Origin of the sequence: Phenylobacterium sp. CCH9-H3 (assembly GCF_001557235.1) — a bacterium.
Lineage (GTDB): Bacteria > Pseudomonadota > Alphaproteobacteria > Caulobacterales > Caulobacteraceae > Phenylobacterium.
In genome coordinates this window covers 24,750-42,055 of the sequence record NZ_LSJI01000230.1, presented here as the reverse complement: position 1 = coordinate 42,055, position 17,306 = coordinate 24,750, and the positions used below count along the sequence as shown (strand labels likewise).

General features: G+C 68.3%; 18 protein-coding genes. 14 read left to right on the top strand and 4 right to left on the bottom strand.

Annotated elements, in window-relative coordinates:
* Positions 1-4 precede the first annotated feature (4 nt).
* The 4 genes from AX721_RS20365 to msrA all read left to right on the top strand — a co-directional run bounded on the left by AX721_RS20365 (position 5) and on the right by msrA (position 2,695).
* Positions 5-835, top strand: coding sequence for a DUF692 domain-containing protein (locus tag AX721_RS20365; RefSeq protein WP_068877876.1), 831 nt, complete (start codon positions 5-7; stop codon positions 833-835).
* On the top strand, positions 828-1,589 hold the full coding sequence (locus AX721_RS20360; protein WP_068877807.1) for a DNA-binding domain-containing protein: 762 nt from the start codon (positions 828-830) through the stop codon (positions 1,587-1,589). The genes AX721_RS20365 and AX721_RS20360 overlap by 8 nt, the downstream gene beginning before the upstream one ends.
* Complete coding sequence (locus AX721_RS20355; RefSeq protein WP_068877806.1) at positions 1,586-2,047, top strand: DoxX family protein; 462 nt, start codon at positions 1,586-1,588, stop codon at positions 2,045-2,047. The genes AX721_RS20360 and AX721_RS20355 overlap by 4 nt, the downstream gene beginning before the upstream one ends.
* 69 nt (positions 2,048-2,116) lie before the next feature.
* Positions 2,117-2,695, top strand: a complete 579-nt coding sequence (gene msrA, locus AX721_RS20350) for a peptide-methionine (S)-S-oxide reductase MsrA (protein WP_068877805.1) — start codon at positions 2,117-2,119, stop codon at positions 2,693-2,695.
* On the opposite strand, the gene AX721_RS20345 is transcribed toward msrA, so the two are convergent.
* Positions 2,670-4,208, bottom strand: coding sequence for a glycosyltransferase family 39 protein (locus tag AX721_RS20345; protein ID WP_068877804.1), 1,539 nt, complete (start codon positions 4,206-4,208; stop codon positions 2,670-2,672). The two genes, msrA and AX721_RS20345, sit on opposite strands and share 26 nt — an antisense overlap.
* A gap of 204 nt (positions 4,209-4,412) precedes the next feature.
* On the opposite strand from AX721_RS20345, the gene AX721_RS20340 reads away from it, so the two are divergent.
* The 7 genes from AX721_RS20340 to AX721_RS20320 all read left to right on the top strand — a co-directional run bounded on the left by AX721_RS20340 (position 4,413) and on the right by AX721_RS20320 (position 11,252).
* Positions 4,413-6,797: a TonB-dependent receptor gene (locus AX721_RS20340; RefSeq protein ID WP_068877803.1), complete on the top strand. Its 2,385-nt coding sequence runs from the start codon at positions 4,413-4,415 to the stop codon at positions 6,795-6,797.
* Between the two features lie 132 nt (positions 6,798-6,929).
* On the top strand, positions 6,930-7,922 hold the full coding sequence (locus AX721_RS20335; protein ID WP_068877802.1) for an agmatine deiminase family protein: 993 nt from the start codon (positions 6,930-6,932) through the stop codon (positions 7,920-7,922).
* Positions 7,922-8,800 (top strand): N-carbamoylputrescine amidase, encoded by an 879-nt coding sequence (aguB, locus tag AX721_RS20330; protein WP_068877801.1) that lies wholly within the window; start codon positions 7,922-7,924, stop codon positions 8,798-8,800. Before AX721_RS20335 ends, aguB begins: the two co-directional genes overlap by 1 nt.
* Positions 8,801-9,117: 317 nt before the next feature.
* Positions 9,118-9,756, top strand: coding sequence for a Fic family protein (locus AX721_RS28830; RefSeq protein ID WP_082765781.1), 639 nt, complete (start codon positions 9,118-9,120; stop codon positions 9,754-9,756).
* The gene (locus AX721_RS27535; RefSeq protein ID WP_156467291.1) at positions 9,654-10,277 is read left to right on the top strand and encodes a hypothetical protein; all 624 of its coding nucleotides are present in this window, start codon (positions 9,654-9,656) and stop codon (positions 10,275-10,277) included. The genes AX721_RS28830 and AX721_RS27535 overlap by 103 nt, the downstream gene beginning before the upstream one ends.
* 12 nt (positions 10,278-10,289) lie before the next feature.
* The gene (locus tag AX721_RS20325; protein ID WP_068877800.1) at positions 10,290-10,688 is read left to right on the top strand and encodes a hypothetical protein; all 399 of its coding nucleotides are present in this window, start codon (positions 10,290-10,292) and stop codon (positions 10,686-10,688) included.
* Positions 10,689-10,724: 36 nt separating this feature from the next.
* Entirely contained in the window at positions 10,725-11,252 is a 528-nt protein-coding gene (locus AX721_RS20320; RefSeq protein WP_068877799.1) for a GNAT family N-acetyltransferase, read from the top strand.
* Here the strand turns inward: AX721_RS20320 and AX721_RS20315 are convergent.
* A complete protein-coding gene (locus AX721_RS20315; RefSeq protein WP_068877798.1) occupies positions 11,249-12,028 on the bottom strand; it encodes a phosphatase PAP2 family protein in 780 nt (259 codons plus the stop codon). The genes AX721_RS20320 and AX721_RS20315 overlap by 4 nt on opposite strands.
* 14 nt (positions 12,029-12,042) lie before the next feature.
* Positions 12,043-12,918, bottom strand: a complete 876-nt coding sequence (locus tag AX721_RS20310) for a MaoC/PaaZ C-terminal domain-containing protein (RefSeq protein ID WP_068877797.1) — start codon at positions 12,916-12,918, stop codon at positions 12,043-12,045.
* 182 nt (positions 12,919-13,100) lie between these two features.
* On the opposite strand from AX721_RS20310, the gene AX721_RS20305 reads away from it, so the two are divergent.
* Positions 13,101-13,898, top strand: coding sequence for a SapC family protein (locus AX721_RS20305; RefSeq protein WP_068877796.1), 798 nt, complete (start codon positions 13,101-13,103; stop codon positions 13,896-13,898).
* Between the two features lie 112 nt (positions 13,899-14,010).
* On the opposite strand, the gene AX721_RS20300 is transcribed toward AX721_RS20305, so the two are convergent.
* Positions 14,011-14,403 carry an acyl dehydratase gene (locus AX721_RS20300; RefSeq protein WP_068877795.1) on the bottom strand — a complete coding sequence of 131 codons (393 nt, stop codon included), beginning with the start codon at positions 14,401-14,403 and terminating at the stop codon, positions 14,011-14,013.
* Positions 14,404-14,530: 127 nt separating this feature from the next.
* Between AX721_RS20300 and AX721_RS20295 the strand changes: the two genes are divergently transcribed.
* Both AX721_RS20295 and AX721_RS20290 read left to right on the top strand, forming a co-directional pair.
* Complete coding sequence (locus tag AX721_RS20295) at positions 14,531-16,657, top strand: protein-disulfide reductase DsbD (protein WP_068877794.1); 2,127 nt, start codon at positions 14,531-14,533, stop codon at positions 16,655-16,657.
* A 27-nt stretch (positions 16,658-16,684) separates the two neighbouring features.
* Positions 16,685-17,296, top strand: coding sequence for a thioredoxin family protein (locus tag AX721_RS20290; RefSeq protein WP_068877793.1), 612 nt, complete (start codon positions 16,685-16,687; stop codon positions 17,294-17,296).
* Positions 17,297-17,306: the final 10 nt, after the last annotated feature.

Sequence of the window (17,306 nt, the reverse complement as noted above, 5' to 3'; positions counted from 1 at the left end):
CCTCATGACCCAGTCCCTCACTGCGGGCGTCAGCCTCAAGCCGCAGCACTATGCGGATGCCCTCGCCTGCCGGGCGGAGGGCCTGTGGTTCGAGGCGCATCCCGAGAACTACATGGCCGCCGGCGGGCCGCGGCTCGCCTGGCTGGACGCCATCGCCCGCGACCGGCCGATCTCCCTGCATGGGGTCGGCCTGTCGCTGGCGGCGGACGAAGCGCCGGACGAGGGCCACCTCGCGGCGCTGAAGCGCCTGATCGACCGCTGCAATCCCGTCCTGGTGTCGGAGCATCTGGCCTGGTCGATGCGCCGCGGCGTCTACGCCCCTGACCTGCTGCCCTTCCCCCGCACCTGCGAAGCCCTGTCGCGGATCGCCGACAATATCGACCGGATGCAGGAGGTCCTGGCCCGCCGCGTCCTGATCGAGAACCCTTCCCTGTACCTGCCGCTCCAGGGGCATGACTTCGGGGAGGTCGAATTCCTCACCGAGCTCAGCCGGCGCACGGGTTGCGGCCTCCTGGTCGACGTGAACAACGTTTTCGTCAGCGCGCACAACCTGGGCCATTCGGCCGAGGCCTATCTCGACGCCCTCCCTGCAGCGGCGATCGGCGAGATCCATCTGGCGGGCCATGCGCCGGACGCGCGGGCCGACCTGCTGATCGACACGCACGGCGCGCCGGTGGCCGAGCCCGTCTGGACGCTGTACGCGCGGCTCATCGAACGGGTCGGACCGCGTCCCACGCTGATCGAACGGGACGACGACATTCCCGCCTTCGCGGTCCTGATGGCCGAACGCGAGCGCGCCCATCGCCTGCTGGCCCGAGAGCTCGCCGATGCGTGACACCTTCCACGAACGCTTCCTGGCGGCGGTGGCCGGCGACGCCGCGACGCTCGCGCCCTGGTGCGCGTCCGACGCCGCCGAGGCGGGGCTCAGCGTCTATCGCAACACCAGCGCCAAGGGCTGCGCCGACGCCCTGGCGGCGCAGTTTCCGACGGTGGAACGCGTGGTGGGCCCGGCGTGGCTGGCCGCCGCCGCGACCGCGCATGCTGCCGCCTGCCCGCCGCGCTCGGCCAGCCTGCTGGCCTATGGTGAGGCGTTCCCGGCCTGGCTGGCGGATTTTCCACCGGCGGCGGAGATGCCCTATCTGGCGGGTCTCGCCCAGCTCGACTGGCTGTGGACCTGCGCGCATCTGGCCGCCGACGCCGAGCCGCTCGCGCCAGAGGCGGCGGCGGTCCTTTCACCGGCCGCGTTCTCGACCCACGCGCTCGCCCTGCACCCGGCGACGCGGTTCGCGGCCTTCGAGGACGGGACGCCGTCGCTCTGGCGCGCCCTCCAGGCGCCGGACGATCCGCCGAGGATCCTGGAACTGGACGACGCGCCCGAAGGGCTGTTGTTCGTCCGCCCCGGCCTCGACATCCGCCACCAACTCATCGGCCCCGGCGAGCTCCAGTTCCTGGCCGCCTGCGCGGCCGGAGCCAGCCTCCTCGACGCCGCCATGGCCGCCCTGGCCAGCGAGCCCGGCCTGGACCTTTCCACCGCGTTCGCCGGCCTTGTCGCCGCGGGCGCCTTCACCGCCCTGAGGAAACACCCATGAACACCCTGATCGCCCCGCTCGCTGGCAGCGGGCGCCCGACCCGCGCCTTCGGCCGCCTCGCCGAACGCCTGATCCCGGAGAACGCCATCGCCCTGGTCACCCGCCTGGGCGTGGCGGCGATCTTCTTCCAGTCGGCCCGCACCAAGGTGGACGGCCTGCTGCACATCACCGACGGGACCTACACCCTGTTCCGCGAGGAGTACCGGCTGCCGCTGATTCCGCCGGACGCCGCCGCCCACCTGGCCACCTGGTCCGAGCACCTGTTCTCGATCCTGCTGGTCCTGGGCTTGTTCACCCGGTTCTCGGCCCTGGCTCTCCTCGGCATGACGGCGGTGATCGAGATCTTCGTCTATCCCGACGCCTGGCCGACCCACCTCAGCTGGGCCGCGCTGCTGGTCTATCTGGTCGGCCGCGGCGGCGGCGGCTGGAGCCTTGACCGGCTCTTCCGGTTGGACTGAGGCTGGCGTCCCGGCGCCCGGCTCCCACGTATCCCCATGACCCAGACCCTGAAAGCCGAACCTAGACCGATGAAAATGCGCATCTTCACCGCTCTTGCCGCCACCTCTGTCCTCATGACCGGCGCCCCGGCCTCGGCCGCCGCCACCAAGACCGCGGTGTTCGCCGGCGGCTGCTTCTGGTCGGTGGAGAAGTTTTTCGAAGCCACGCCTGGCGTGACGAAGGCTGTGTCCGGCTATTCCGGCGGTACGTCGACCAACCCGACCTACGAGAACCACGCCGGCCACATGGAAGCGGTGAAGGTCACCTACGACCCGGCCCGGATCACCTACGCCCAGCTGGTGGATCGCTTCTACCACAACATCGACCCCACCGATCCGAACGGCCAGATCTGCGACAGGGGCCCGTCCTACCGCACCGCCATCTTCGCGGGATCCGCGGAGGAACGGGCGGTGGCCGAGGCGGCGCGGGCCAAGTACGCCAAGGAGCTGGGCGCGAAGATCACCGTCACGACCCGCAACGCCGCGCCCTTCTACAATGCGGAGGCCTATCACCAGGACTTCGCCAAGAAGAACCCGGGCCACTACGAACGCTACCGGATCGGCTGCGGCCGCGACCGGGCGCTCAAGGCGGTGTGGGGAGGCCGGTAGCCGCGTTCCGCGGGCGGGGGGCGAACCCCTCGCCCACGAACATCTCCACCTTGCGCTTGTGGCGACGATCGAGCCAGACGCTGGCGATCTCCAGGTCGCGCGAGGCGGCGAAGTCGGCCTGCATCTCGGCCCGGCGCCAGCCTTCGTAGGAGACCATCAGCACGCGACGGCCAATGGCGGCGGTCAAGGGCGCGGTGGTCTCCGCCTGGTTGCGCGGCCCTTCCATCAGGAGCCAGCTCGCCAGGGGCGGCGCGCCGAAGCCGAGGCGGTCGCGGCCGTAATAGCTCATGGCGTAGAACAGGAAGCGGTTGTTGACCGCGATGGCCGTGAGCCCAGGCTCCCGCTCGGCCCGGTCCAGGATCAGCTCGGTGGTCTGAGACCAGCCGCGCGCGCGCTTCAGCCCATTGGCCAGGCCCACCTTGTCGGCCAGCCCCGGCGAGATCACCGCAGCGAGGAAGAAGGCCGCCACCGCGCCCTGGATGGCGACGGCTGCGATCAGCCAACGCCTCGCCCGCCAGCGCATCAGCCAGGCGGCCACCAGTATCGCGCCGGCCAGATAGCCTGCGCCCGACCAGTTGGCGTTGGCGCGGCTGATGAAGGCCTGGCCTGTGACGATGAGCAGCGGCGGCAAGGAGAAGCAGAGCAGGGTCAGGTCGTTCGCGGAGAGCTGGCGGCGCCGCGCCGCCAGCGCCACACCGATGAGGAGGACCGCCAGGGGGATCGGCCCGAAGACGCCGAACTGAGACCCGACGAACGCTCCCATCTCGGCGACGTTGAAGAGTTGCACCCCGCTCCAGGCGGCATTGGCGGCCGTGTGCTGGAAGGTCGCGAAGCCATGGGTGGCGTTCCAAACGAGGTTCGGAGCCAGCACCGCGGCGAAGGCGGCCAGCGCCGCCGCGGCGGCCGGCGCGGTCCAGGCCGCGCGCGCCGCCGGCGACAGCGCAAGGTGGATCGCCAGGCCCACCACGAAATAGACCGCCGCGTACTTGGACAGGAACGCCAGGCCCAGCGCGGCGCCCAGGCCCGCCGCCAGCAGCACCCGCCGCCGCCCGTCGGCCTCCAGGAGATTCACATAGGCCAGGATGGTCACGCCCAGGAAGAACAGCAGCGGCGCATCGGTCGCCGCCACCAGGGCCGAGAGCTGGATTCCGGGCATCAGGCCGTAGAGCGCCGCCGCCGCCAGCCCGGTCTGCGGGCCGTAGAGGCGCCGCCCGATCAGGAATACCGCCAGGGTGGCGCCGGCCTGGAACAGGCAGGCCGACAGGCGCACCCAGGCCTCGGCGTCGCCGCCGATCGCCGTGGTGGCCCAGATCGCCCAGGCGATCACGGGCGGCTTCGAATAGTAGCCGAAGTCGAGCGTTCGCGACCAAAGCCAGTACTGGGCCTCGTCGGGGTAGAGTTCCAGCGGCGTGCCGAACAAGGCGATCAGTCGCGCCACGGTCAGCGCCGCCACCAGCAGCAGCGCAGCGCGGAGCTCGCCGTCGGACCCTTGCGGGCTATGGCTTTGCGGCATTTCGACCCTCTGAGGCCGCGGAACGTAGAGTGCGCTGCCCGTTCTGCAAGCAGACTGATGCGTATTTGCCTCAGTGTGACAGTGACCGGCGCACCGTCGCAAAACAGTCACCAACCACCTGATTTTTGGCGCTATAGGGGCGACTGAAGACTCAGGGGCGCCTCGGGGGGCCCCTCCGCTTGAGTCTGTGGAAGGGGTTACTGCATGAATATCAAACTGAGCCGCGCGCTTTGCGCGTCCACGGCGCTCGCCACTGGCCTGTTGCTCTCGGGCCAGGCGCTGGCGCAATCCACCGGCACCGCGATCGTCGAAGAGCTGGTCGTCACCGGCTCCACCGGGCCGCGCAACCTCGACGGCGTCATCGTCGCGGAAACCGCGCCGAAGTCGCGCGCGTCGATCACCGAAGAATTCATCACCCGCCAGGCGCCGGGCCAGACGATCCTGGACTCGATCAACCTGCTGCCCGGCGTGAACTTCAGCAACAACGACGCGTACGGCTCGGCCGGCGGTGACCTGGTGGTCCGCGGCTTCGACAGCCAGCGCGTGGCCCTGCTCCAGGACGGCGTTCCGCTGAACGACAGCGGCAACTACGCCATCTACCCGAACCAGCAGATGGATCCGGACCTGATCGCCCAGGCGACGGTCAACCTCGGCACGACCGACGTCGACAGCCCCACCGCGGCGGCCGCGGGCGGCACCATCAACTACATCACCCGCAGAGCCTCCAGCGAGTTCGGCGTCCGCGCCGAGGTCGGCTTCGGCAGCGACGACTTCCAGCGCTACTACGGCACGATCGAAACCGGCGAAGTGGGCCCGTTCGGGACCAAGGCCTGGTTCTCGATGACCTACACCCGCAACGACATCTTCAAGCCGCACGACGCCACCGTCGACCCGGCTGGCCAGATCAAGAAGACCCAGTACAACGCGCGGATCGACCAAAGCTTCGGCGACGTCGGCGAAGCCAGCCTGATCTTCAACTACAACGAAAACCGCAACACCTTCATCAACCGCATCAGCCTGGCCAACTTCCGGGCCCGGATCGCCCCGGTGAACAACCAGGCGGCGGCCAACGTGAACGTGAACCCGTCGAACACGGGCAACATCCGCGGCCTGTCGAAGTGGAACATCAGCGACAGCCTGATCCTGACCGTCGACCCTTCGTTCCAGTACGTTCTGGCTAACGGCGGCGGCGCGCAGAACTTCGCCGAAACCGACGCCCAGCTGCGCGGCAACTCCAGCGCCCTCGGCGTCGACCTGAACGGCGATGGCGACCTCGCCGACACCGTCTCGCTGTACCGCCCGAACAACACCAACACCCGGCGCTACGGCGTGACGTCGTCGCTGATCTGGAAGTTTGCGGACAACCAGAGCATCCGCGCCGCCTACACCTTCGACCGCGCCAAGCACCGCCAGACCGGCGAAGTGGGCTTCTTCAACGCCGATGGAACGCCCGAGAGCGTCTTCGCCGGCAAGCAAGGCCACGGCAAGCAGGTGGTCCTGCCCGACGGCACCATCCTGCGCCGCCGCGACCGTTACTCGGTGGCCCTGCTGAACCAGGTCTCGGTCGAATACCGGGGCCGGTTCCTCGAGGACAAGCTGCTGCTTAACGCCGGCGTCCGGGCGCCCTTCTTCAAGCGCGACCTGAACCAGTACTGCTACCAGCGCGACACCTTCAACGCCTACTGCACCACGCAGGTCGGCACGCCGGTCCCCGGCACCGACGACGGCACCGGCAAGCCGCTGGTCACCTTCCCGGTCAGCGCCCTGAACCCCAGCGCGTCGAACCGCTACGGCTCGCCGCGCTCGTTCACGCGCAAGTATGACGACGTTCTGCCGAACGTGGGTATCAGCTACGACATCAACGACGACCTGACGATCTTTGCCAGCTACGCCGAGACCCTCTCGGCGCCGCGGACCGACGATCTATACGACCGGGTACTGGTCGATCCGGGTCCGGAAAATGCCAAGACCTTCGACGTCGGCCTCCGCTACCAGAGCGGCCCGGTCATGGCGGCGGCTTCGGTGTGGCGCAACGAGTTCAGCAACCGCATCGAGCGCGTGTTCGACGAGCAGGCCGGCATCGCCTTCTCCGCGAACGTGGGCGACGTGGAACTGTGGGGCATCGACGGCCAGGTGGCCTTCAAGCCCACGGATCAACTGAGCTTCTACGCCTCGGCCTCGTACATCGAATCCGAGATCCAGGATGACATCCCGGCCACCGGCGCTGGGCAGCCCCCCCTGGCGACCAAGGGCAAGTCTCTCTACGAGACCCCGAAGTTCCAGGGCGGCGTCCGGGCCCAGTGGGATCCGATCGAGGCCGTCAGCCTGGGCGTGCAGGGCAAGTTCGTCGGCGACCGCTGGACGAACCTGACCAACACCGAGAAGTTCAACGGCTACACGCTGTGGGATCTCGACGCCCGCCTGAAGCTCGACCAGTTCGGCCTGAAAAACACCTATCTTCAGGGCAACATCCGGAACCTGTTCGATGAGCGTTACCTGGCCGACATCACGGCGAACCTGACCGGCACCGGCCTCGGCCAGCCGGGCTATCGCCGGACCTTCATCCTGACCCTGCACGTCGAGTACTAAGACCGGCAGGTCCGGGATCGGACTTCGGAACGGGGCGGCCGCAGCGATGCGGCCGCCCTTTCTCGTTGGGCGCGCGCTTGACGCGGGGGTCCGAGGGGGCCATCTGCGCCCGGCTTTGGAGATCAGCCTGAGATGAGCTTCGTCGTTCCTGCGGAATGGGCGCCCCACAAGGCCATGTGGCTGGGCTTTCCCAGCCATGCGGACCTGTGGGAGGACAACCTTAAGCCCGCCCAGGCCGAGGTGGCCGCCCTCGCGCGCGCCCTCGCAGGCCCGGGCGGCGAGACCGTCAAGCTGATGACCGGCCATCCGGACGGCGAGGCCGCCGCGCGCGAGTTGCTGGGCGGCGTCGCCCACATCGAGATCGTGCCGGGCGCCTTCGGCGACATCTGGTTGCGCGACACCGGCCCGATCTTCGCCGACGGCCGTGCGCATGGGTTCCGCTTCAACGGCTGGGGCGGCAAGTACGAGCTGGAGCACGACGACACCGTGGCCGCCCAGATCGCCGCGGCGTCGGGCGCCGAGCTCGTCGCCAACGACTTCATCCTGGAAGGCGGCGCGGTGGACCACGACGGCGCGGGAACCGTGCTGACCACCGGCCAGTGCCTGCTCAATCGCAACCGCAATCCCGGCTGGACCGAGGAGACCGCCGCCGAGGCCCTGGGCAGGGCGCTGGGCGCGAAGAAGCTGCTGTGGCTGGGCGAGGGCCTGGTGAACGACCACACCGACGGCCACGTGGACAACCTGGCCCGCTTCGTCGCCCCGGCGACGGTGGCGATCCCGGTGGCCTGGGGCAAGGGCGACCCGAACGCACCCGCCTTCGACGACGCCGCCCGCCGCCTGGCCGAGATGACGGACGCGGAGGGCCGCAAGCTGACGGTCGTCCGCATCCCCTCGCCGGGCTGGATCGACGGCGAGGACGGCCGGCCCGTGCCCGCCAGCCACATGAACTTCCTCATCGCCAACCGGGCGGTGATCGTGCCCCTCTATGCCGAGCAGCCCGGCCAGTTCGCGGTCGGCGCGCTGAAAGAAGTGTTCCCGGACAGGGAGGTCATCGGCCTGCCGTCCACCGCCATCCTGACCGGCGGCGGGTCCTTCCACTGCATCACCCAGCAGGAGCCGGCCTGATGTCGCGCCAGATCACCGTCGCCGCCCTGCAGACCTCGTACGGCGAGGACCTGGCGGCCAACATCGCCAAGACCGAGGCGCTGATCCGCGAGGCCGCGGCCGAGGGCGCGCAGGTGATCCTGCCGTCCGAGCTGTTCCAGGGGCCCTACTTCTGCGTGGCCCAGGAGGAGCGCTGGTTCGCCACCGCGCATCCCTGGCGCGAGCATCCGTGCGTCACGGCCCTGGCGCCCCTGGCCGGCGAGCTGGGCGTGGTGCTGCCGATCTCGATCTTCGAGCGCGAGGGGCCGCACTATTTCAACAGCCTGGTGATGGCCGACGCCGACGGCAGCCTGATGGGCGTCTATCGCAAGAGCCACATCCCCGACGGCCCCGGCTATATGGAGAAGTACTACTTCCGGCCGGGTGACACGGGCTTCAAGGTCTGGGACACGCGGTTCGGCCGGATCGGCGTCGGCATCTGCTGGGACCAGTGGTACCCGGAGTGCGCCCGTGCCATGGCCCTGATGGGCGCCGAGGTGCTGTTCTATCCCACCGCCATCGGCTCCGAGCCGCACGACCCCAGCCTGGACACCGCCGCCCCCTGGCGCCGCGCCATGCAGGGCCACGCCGTCTCCAACGTGATCCCCGTGGTCGGCGCGAACCGGACGGGCTTCGAGCCTTGGGACGGCTATCCCAACGGCGGCCAGCAGTTCTATGGCTCCAGCTTCATCGCCGACCACCGCGGCGACCTGGTCTCCGCCCTGGGCCGGGAGGACGAGGGCATCGTGCGGGCCTCTTTCGACCTGGACTTCCTGCAGACCCATCGCGCGGCCTGGGGCTTCTTCCGCGACCGGCGGACCGATCTGTACGGGGCACTTGGTCCACCCCCACCCAGATAGCATCTCTACCCCAGAGAAACCGCAAGCTCTACCACATTTCTAGGTTGCAGACCGCTTTCTGGTGGGTTACCCAGGATGGTGCACGCGGGGACGCTTAAGTGAAAGCTCCATCTGGGCCGCCGAAGAACCTTATTTGTCGATCTCATGAGCTGGAAGCTCGAATTCGAGATCTCTACAATACGTGGTTCTCTGAAGATTCAAGGTTGGTTTTATCCTTGGATTCTGAACTTATATTTGCCCACGAGGCTGGACTTCTAGCCAAATATTTCCCAGCACTTCCACATGGCAGGCAATTCGCAGCACCGTCCGTCAAGGAGATGCTTATCCGCCCCCCGGAGTCCGTGCTGACCTTCTACTTTTGGAAGCGCCTTCCAAATTTGTTGTCCGACCTTCTTCTCCTTGAAGAAGTCTCAAGTTGCTTGCTCGGGCATCCATCAATTCTGCGCCGCGGCCCTTGTTTTTCCAACCCCGATCTAACCGGTGTTCGATACGAGTTCCCAAAGGCCTGTCATCCCGAAATCTGGCTGGAGGAAGTGCGCGCGAACGCCAGCAGAACGGATTCTGCCCTTCTCAACGCATGGATGGCGATGGCGACGCTAGTGATGCGACATCCATTCCAAGACGGAAACGGCCGGACCGGACGGGCAGTCTTTTACTCTGTGCTCGCCGACAGTGGCTTGATAGGCGCACCGTGCCTCGGGCTCGCGGTGGTCAGTAAAATCCAGGGCGGCGCGCTAGTTGAGCAATATCGAATGCTCGGTCTGGCAGGGAGTTGGGCCGAATTTTGCGAATTCGCAGTGGTGATTACAGAACTTTGCTGCAACACAGTAAGTCATATTATGGAGCATAAGTCATGTCTGACGTACCCAACACTGTTGGCGAAGTCGTCGTCGTCGGCTCCCGCCCCATCGGCGGCGATGCGTTTGTCTACTGGGGCTTCGACGGGAGCCGGCTAGCAAGTGGCGGTTGGCAGACAGGCGGAGGCGGCGGCGGAACGAACGGACCCCCACATTGGTTCAATGAGCAAATCGTCTGGGACGAAGCAGCTGACGAGCTGGCCACACATCTGAGCGCGGCGATCGAGAACGACCCAATGTACAATCAGGTCGAAATCGGATTCGTAATGTATCGGGAGGCAGATGGTCAAGTTAAGTCACTTGGGCCATTCTATGGCACCGCGGCCGATCCGCATTCCATCAACTTCCAATTTGCTGGAGTTCAGCCGGGAGACATCATTGGCCTTATCCACAGCCACCCAGCAGCCCTGAACGACGCCAACTGGGCAATGACGCCGTGGCCGTCCGACAATGGGCCAGGACAGCCTTCTGATTGGAATGCAGCAGAGCAGCTAAGAAACGCTGCGCTGTCTCCAGCGGACTTCGAATTTTACTTCCGACACTATATAATTGGGCCAGACAACCTTACTCGGGAGTTCGGATACTATAATCGTTCCCACACTGCGGAAGAAATTTTCTAAGCAGGAGGCCGCATGAGCTTCGTCGCATTGACGCTGGGTTTGGGTGCATTGGCGCCGGCCTTGACAGCGGTCACCATTGAGGAGCCCAAGCGCAGCGACAGCGTCTACGCCGACTTCCGCTTCACCTGCGGCAAGGTGACGACGAACATCGCGCTGCAGTCTCGGCTGCCAAATGGACCGCTCACAGTGATAGCGCTTGCGCGCGACGGCGCTCCACTGCCGTCCGCCGAAATCGCGCGCGTCAACGCCGCCCTAGATGGCCTCGCTACGCTTGAGGCACCGACTGTCGCATGCAACAGGGGCCGACAGATTCTGACCCTCACAAGCGGCAAACTGAACACTCCCGACCACTCTACTACGATAATGGTCTTCATCGACCCGACAGGAATCGTAGAAATTAAACGCCAATAAGTGGTTCGCCGATCCAACCCTCGTGCCCAGACCGGCATGATCGAGACGGAACGCCTGATCCTGCGGGCTTTCCGCGAGGACGATCGCGCGCCCCTCGCCGCGATCAATGGCGACCCACGGGTGGGCGAGTGGCTGGGCGGCGCCATCGACCGTGCCGCGAGCGACGCCTTGCTGGACCGGCTGAACGCGGAGATCGCGCGGGACGGCTTCGGCTTCTTCGCGGCCGAACGAAAGGCCGACGGCCGGCTCGTCGGCATGATCGGCATCCGGGCGCAGACGGACGCGCCGCTAGCCCCGTGCCTGGAGCTGGGCTGGCGTCTGGCGGTCGAAGCGCAGGGCCAGGGATACGCGACCGAGGGGGCCCGGGCGCTTCTCGACTGGGGGTTCGCCACGCAGGCGAACGACGAGATCCTCGCCTGGACCGCCGCCTCGAACCTGCGCTCTCAAGAGGTCATGCGCCGCGTCGGCATGCGCCATGACCCGACGCGCGACTTCGACCACCCCGTCCTGGCCGAAGGCCACCCGCTGCGCCGCCACGTGGTCTTCGTGGCGAGGCGGCCCTAGCTCGCCGAGCATCCCTCCGGCGCGGCCTTCGCCCCGGCCAGCTCCCGGCGCGCGGCGGCCATGTCGGCCACGAACGTCGGGTCGGAATGCAAGCGCGCGACCATGCCGGCGGCCAGCGTGCGGCCGGCTTCGACGTCCGAGATGAAGTGCACGCCGCAGACCACGCGGCTCTCGCCCGACTCGCGGCCCAGCGTCAGCAGCGGGTCGGCCTTGGCCGGCGCGAGCTCCGTCAGGATCAGAGCCCACGACCAGGCGGTCATCGCGTGGCCGGACGGATAGGACGCGTTGGTCTTCATCCAGTCCTCACGCGGCACGCACACGGGCGCGTCGTTGCCGATCAGGGGACGCTGGCGGCCGTAGGCGTCCTTGGCCGGCGTGCCCACGGTGCGGACATCGAGCTCCACGCGTTCCAGAATGCGCAGCGTGCGCGGCGTCTGCCGCTCGTCCAGGCTGACGCCCATGGCGCATGAGAACCGCTTGATGGCGCCGCCGCCCCACAGGTCGTTGTCCTGGATCGCCGCCTTCCAGCGGGCCGAGCCCTCCAGCTTGCGGGTATCCTCGAACATCGCCCGATCCGCCCTCCCGTGCGGGGAGTCCACCGTCGGCGGGGGGCCGAGGATCGCCCGGCCGTCCAGCGGATTGGAGCCGAAGTAGCCCGTCAGCTTGCCGGACGCCGCCCCCGCGGAAGCGTGAGCGGCCGTCCCGCCAGGCGTCGAGGCCGTGGCGCAGGCGGAAAGGGCGAGTACCGCCGCGGCGGTCAGGAGGTGGCGGATCAAAGCGGAGGCCTCATTCAGGTTCGAAGTACGGTCTTGCCGTTCTTGATGACGGTCGCGCCCCGCTCCTTAACCCGGGCCTCGAACGAGATCACGGGGCCATCGACCCAGAGGTCGACGGTGATCGTATCGCCTGGGAAGACCGGCGCGGAGAAGCGGGCCTCGTGGCTGGCGATCCGGTCGGATTCCCAGTCCACGATCTCCTGCAGCACAGCGCGGCAGGTGATGCCGTAGGTGCACAGGCCATGCAGGATGGGGCGGGGGAAGCCCGAGCGCCTGGCGCTGTCGGGGTCCGAGTGCAGCGGGTTGCGGTCGCCGTTCAGGCGATAGAGGAGCGCCTGGTCCTCCCGGGTCGCGATGTCGACCGACTTGTCGGGGGGTCGTTTCGGCGTCGGGTGCGGTTCCGGCGCGCCTTCAGCCGGGCCGCCGAACCCGCCGTCGGCGCGGCAGAAGCTGGAGCCGGTGAGGGTGGCGACCTTCTCGCCCGCCTCGTCGCGCCAGATGGTCTGGCTGACCAGCACCGCGCCCTTGTCCTTGCCCTTGTCATAGGCGCCGATCGTGCGGCTTTCGGTGGTGAAGGCCCCCTCGGTCGGCAGGGGTCGGTGCAGCTCCACCTTCTGCTCGCCGTGCACCAGCATCAGATAGTTGGGCATGCTGGGCCGATGCCCTTCCGGCGTGGGCAGCGGTTCGGAGGTTCCGCGGCCGGCCAGGACGGTGGCGGCGGTGGGCACGACCTTCAGGCCCTTTTCGTAGACGAAAGCCAGCTCGGTCTCGTTCACCGGGTCGGCGCCCAGGCCGATGCCCAGGGCGTACAGCATCACGTCCTTGTCGCCATAGCGGAAGGTCCGCGGCTTGGTCCCCTGGTCCAGGATGTCCGGATAGTAGATGGGCATGGCGTCTCCCCGTCCTCGTCTTCGCGTGGCTTGTTGTGCGGACGCAATTGAAGGGGCTGGCGGCCGGGGGCGCAAGCGCCGCACCGCATTTGCCCGGCGTAACGGGATCGGCTAGAGGAGGCGACCTCGGCGCGCGAGCCGAACGACGGCGCGCGCCTGCTCCACGAATTCGAAGGTTCTACATGGCGACCCAACCGATGCCGCCCGGCCAGCTCTCCGGCAACGTCCTGTTCTATTCCAAGCCCGAGCCTCTGGCGAAGGAGCTGCACGGCAAGATCGGCGTGAAGCGGATGGACGGTCCGTTCAAGTTCGCCAAGACCGGCCACGCCATCCCGCTGACGGTGGGCGAGTTCCCGCTGGCCGCTGTGACCGGCCCGATCATCTTCGTGGGCGACGAGAAGCTGCCGATCGCCGTCATGGGCCTGAACGCCGGCGAGAACATGTTCGTCAAGGACGACGGCACGTTCGAGAGCGGCATCTACATCCCGGCCTACGTGCGCCGTTACCCGTTCGTGTTCGCCAACGACGAGGCGAACAACCAGATGGTTCTCTGCATCGACCGCAACGCCGAGTTCATCGTCGACAAGGGCTACGACATGGCCTTCTTCGACGAGAAGGGCGAGCCGACCGAGTACACGAAGAACTGCATCGAGTTCTGCAACAACTTCGAGGTCGAGCGTCAGCGTACGGTCAGCTTCGTCCAGATCCTCAAGGACCTGGACCTGTTCGAGACCAAGGAAGCCACCTTCACCCCGGCCAACCCGGACGGCACCGCCGGCGAGACCCAGAAGATCGCCGAGTACTTCGGCGTCTCGGAGGAGAAGCTGAACGCCCTGCCCAAGGACAAATTCATCGAGCTGCGCGACAACGGCGCCCTGGGCCAGATCTACGCTCACATGCATAGCCTGGTGGGCTGGGACCGCATGATCGCCCTGGCGCTCACCAAGGCCGCGCAGCAGCCGCAAGCGGCGAACGCTTAAGAACGACGATTCCTCGCTGCGGGGGAGGTGGCGCGCAGCGCCGGAGGGGGCTTTCGCTCAAAAGGCGGGGCCCCTTTCGATTCGCGAGCTCGCCGGCGGGAGCAGCGATCCGCTACCGCTGGAACACGCTCCGGGTCAGGCAGCTGAAGACCAGCCGGCCCGCCTCGTCGAGCAGGTCGTGCTGGGCGATGACGATGCCCTTGTCGTCGCCCACCGGGTCCTTGGCCATCACGGTCATCCGGCCGCGCAGCAGTTCGCCCGCCGGCGGGTTGCGCATCCAGCGCAGCGCATCGACGCCCAGGCGCTTGGTCTGGGGCCAATCCGTGGCGGCCACGGCGTCCAGCTTCGCCCAGATGGCGTAGACCATGGCGTCGGGCGCGCCCCGGTCCAGCGCCCAGCCGGGCGTGAACGCGGCGACGAAGACCTCCAGCGCGGCGGGGTCGACGCCGCAGGCGCCCAGCGAGGCCACCTGGCCGATCTCGATGTCGTCGAACGAGGCGGGCACCTGGACTCCTTGCGTCAGCGAACCTGATTCCCGATCATGGCCCGGGAGGCCCCGAAGTCGAGCCCGCTTTGCGCGCGCGACACAAGCCCGCCATATAGCGCCCACAAGACCGGCGCAGCTTGAGGTCATGATGCGGTTCCTGCTGGGCGGCCTGTTCGCCCTCGCCATTTCGAGCGTCGCGGCCGCGCAGCCGGTGAACACCGGCCACCTGACGGCCGAGCTCGTCCCGGCGGCGCAGGGGATCGCGCCCGGACAGACGATCCACGTCGCCCTGCGCCAGAAGATCCAGTCCGGCTGGCATACCTATTGGCGAAACCCCGGCGACAGCGGCGAGGCCACCAAGATCGCGTGGACCCTGCCGGCCGGCTGGACCGCATCCGGCTTCACCTGGCCCGCGCCGCACCGCCTGCCGCTGGGGCCGCTGACCAACTATGGCTACAAGGACGAGGTGCTGCTGCCGATGGCGCTGACGGCGCCGGCCAGCGCCACGCCGGGCTCGACGGTGTCGCTGCAGGCCAAGGCCGACTTCCTCGTCTGCGCCGACATCTGCATCCCCGAGAGCGCCGCGCTCACGCTGTCGCTGCCGGTCACCGACGGACCCGCGCCGGCCGACCCGAGGTGGGGCTCTGCGATCGCCAAAACGCTCGCCGAGGCGCCGAAGCCCGCCGGCCTGACCGGTGCGTTCGAAGCGCAGGGGCAGGCGGTGAAGCTGGCGATCACGGGCGCGGCGCTGAAGGGCGCGGACATGGCCGACGCCTATTTCTACCCCTTCTCCGGCACGGCCATCGACCACGCCAAGCCCCAGGCGATCGAGCGCGGGCCCGAAGGCCTGACCCTCTCGATCGTCGCCGGCTACGACTTCCAGTCGCCGACGCCGCCCAAGGACCTGGCGGGCGTGCTCGTCGTGGCGGACAAGGCCTATGAGGTCACGGCCGCACCCGGGCCGCTGCCCGCCGCGGCCGCCGGGCTTGGACCGCCGCCCGTGAAGCTGGCTGCGCCGGCCGGGGCGGCCAACCTCGGCCTCGCCTCCGCCGCCTTCTTCGCCCTGCTGGGCGGGCTGATCCTGAACCTGATGCCCTGCGTCTTCCCGGTGCTGGCCATGAAGGCCGCCTCCCTGGCGGGCCACGGCGGCGAGCAGGCCGAGGCGCGCCGTCAGGGGCTGGCGTTCGGCGCTGGGGTCCTGGTGACCTTCCTCGGGCTCGCCGCGATCCTGATCGCGTTCAGGGCCGCGGGCTCGGCAGTGGGCTGGGGCTTCCAGCTCCAGGACCCGCCGGTCGTCGCGACCCTGGCGCTCCTCATGCTGCTGGTGGGCCTGAACCTCTCCGGCGTCTTCGAGATCGGGACATCGCTGCAAGGCGTCGGGACCGGCCTGGCCTCGCGGGGCGGCCTGGCGGGTTCGTTCTTCACGGGCGTCCTGGCCGTGGTCGTCGCGGCGCCCTGCACGGCGCCCTTCATGGGGCCGGCCTTGGGTTGGGCCCTGACCCAGCCGCCTGTCGCCGCCCTCGTCGTCTTCCTGGCGCTGGCGATCGGCTTCGCCCTGCCCTTCGTGGCGGTGGCCTTCGTCCCCGGCCTGCTGTCGCGCCTTCCTCGGCCGGGCCCCTGGATGGACATCTTCAAGAAGGCCCTGGCCTTCCCGATGTACGGCGCCGTCGCCTGGCTGGTCTGGGTGCTGACCGTGCAGGTGGGTCCGGACGCCGTGCCGCGGATCCTCGGCGCGGCCGTCCTGCTGGCCCTCGCCGCCTGGATCGCCGGAGCCGCTCAACGCCAGCACGCCATCGGGGGCCGGCACGTCGGCCTCGCCGCCGCTGCGACCGTCGTCGGCGCCGTTGCGGTGGTCGGCGGCGCGCTCTGGCCCGCCTACGCCATCGCCGACGCCGCCCAGTCCTCCGGCGAGGCCAAGCTGGACGACGAGGCGTACACGCCCGAACGGCTGGCCGCCCTGCAAGCCGAGGGCCGCCCGGTGCTGGTGAACTACACGGCCGCCTGGTGCGTGAGCTGCCAGGTGAACGACCGGACCGCGCTCTCCACCAAGGCCGTGTCCGAAGCCCTGGCGCGGAACAACGCCGTCTACCTCAAGGCCGACTGGACCAAACGCGACGCGGTCATCGCCGCTGAGCTCGCCAGGTTCGGCCGCGCCGGCGTGCCGCTCTATCTCGTGTATGGCGCGAAGGGCGGCGAGCCCGCTATCCTGCCGTCGATCCTGACCGAAGGCGTGGTGGTCAAGGCCCTGGACGCCGCCGGCAGGACCAGCTGACCCCTTTCCCCCGAAGGAGCCGCAACCATGACCCGCTTCCTCCTCGCCTTCACCGCCGCCGCGGCCATCGCGGCGCCCGCCGTCGCCGCGCCGGTCCTCGGCCAGCCGGCGCCCGCGTTCCAGGCGCTCGACGCCTCGGGCAAGACCCGCTCCCTCTCGGAGTTCCGCGGCAAGACCGTGGTTCTGGAGTGGACCAACAATGGCTGCCCATATGTTCAGAAACACTACAACGCAGGCGCCATGCAGGGCCTTCAGGCCCAGGCCGCCAAGGATGGGGTGGTCTGGCTGACGGTCATTTCGTCGGCGCCCGGCATGCAGGGCCACCTGACCGGTCCGCAGGCTATGCAGTGGAAAACAAAGGAGAAAGCGGCGCCAGCCGAGGTGCTGTTGGATCCGGCCGGGACCGTGGGCCGCGCCTACGACGCCAAGACCACGCCGCACATGTACATCGTCGATAAGACCGGCAAGCTGATCTATATGGGCGGCATCGACGACAAGCCGTCATCCGACCCGGCGAGCCTGAAGGGCGCGAAGAACTACGTGGCCGCCGCGCTCGCCGACGTGAAGGCCGGCCGGCCCGTGGCCCAGGCCGCCACCCGGCCGTACGGCTGCAGCGTGAAATACGGCTCCGCCGGCTAGAGAGGTATCC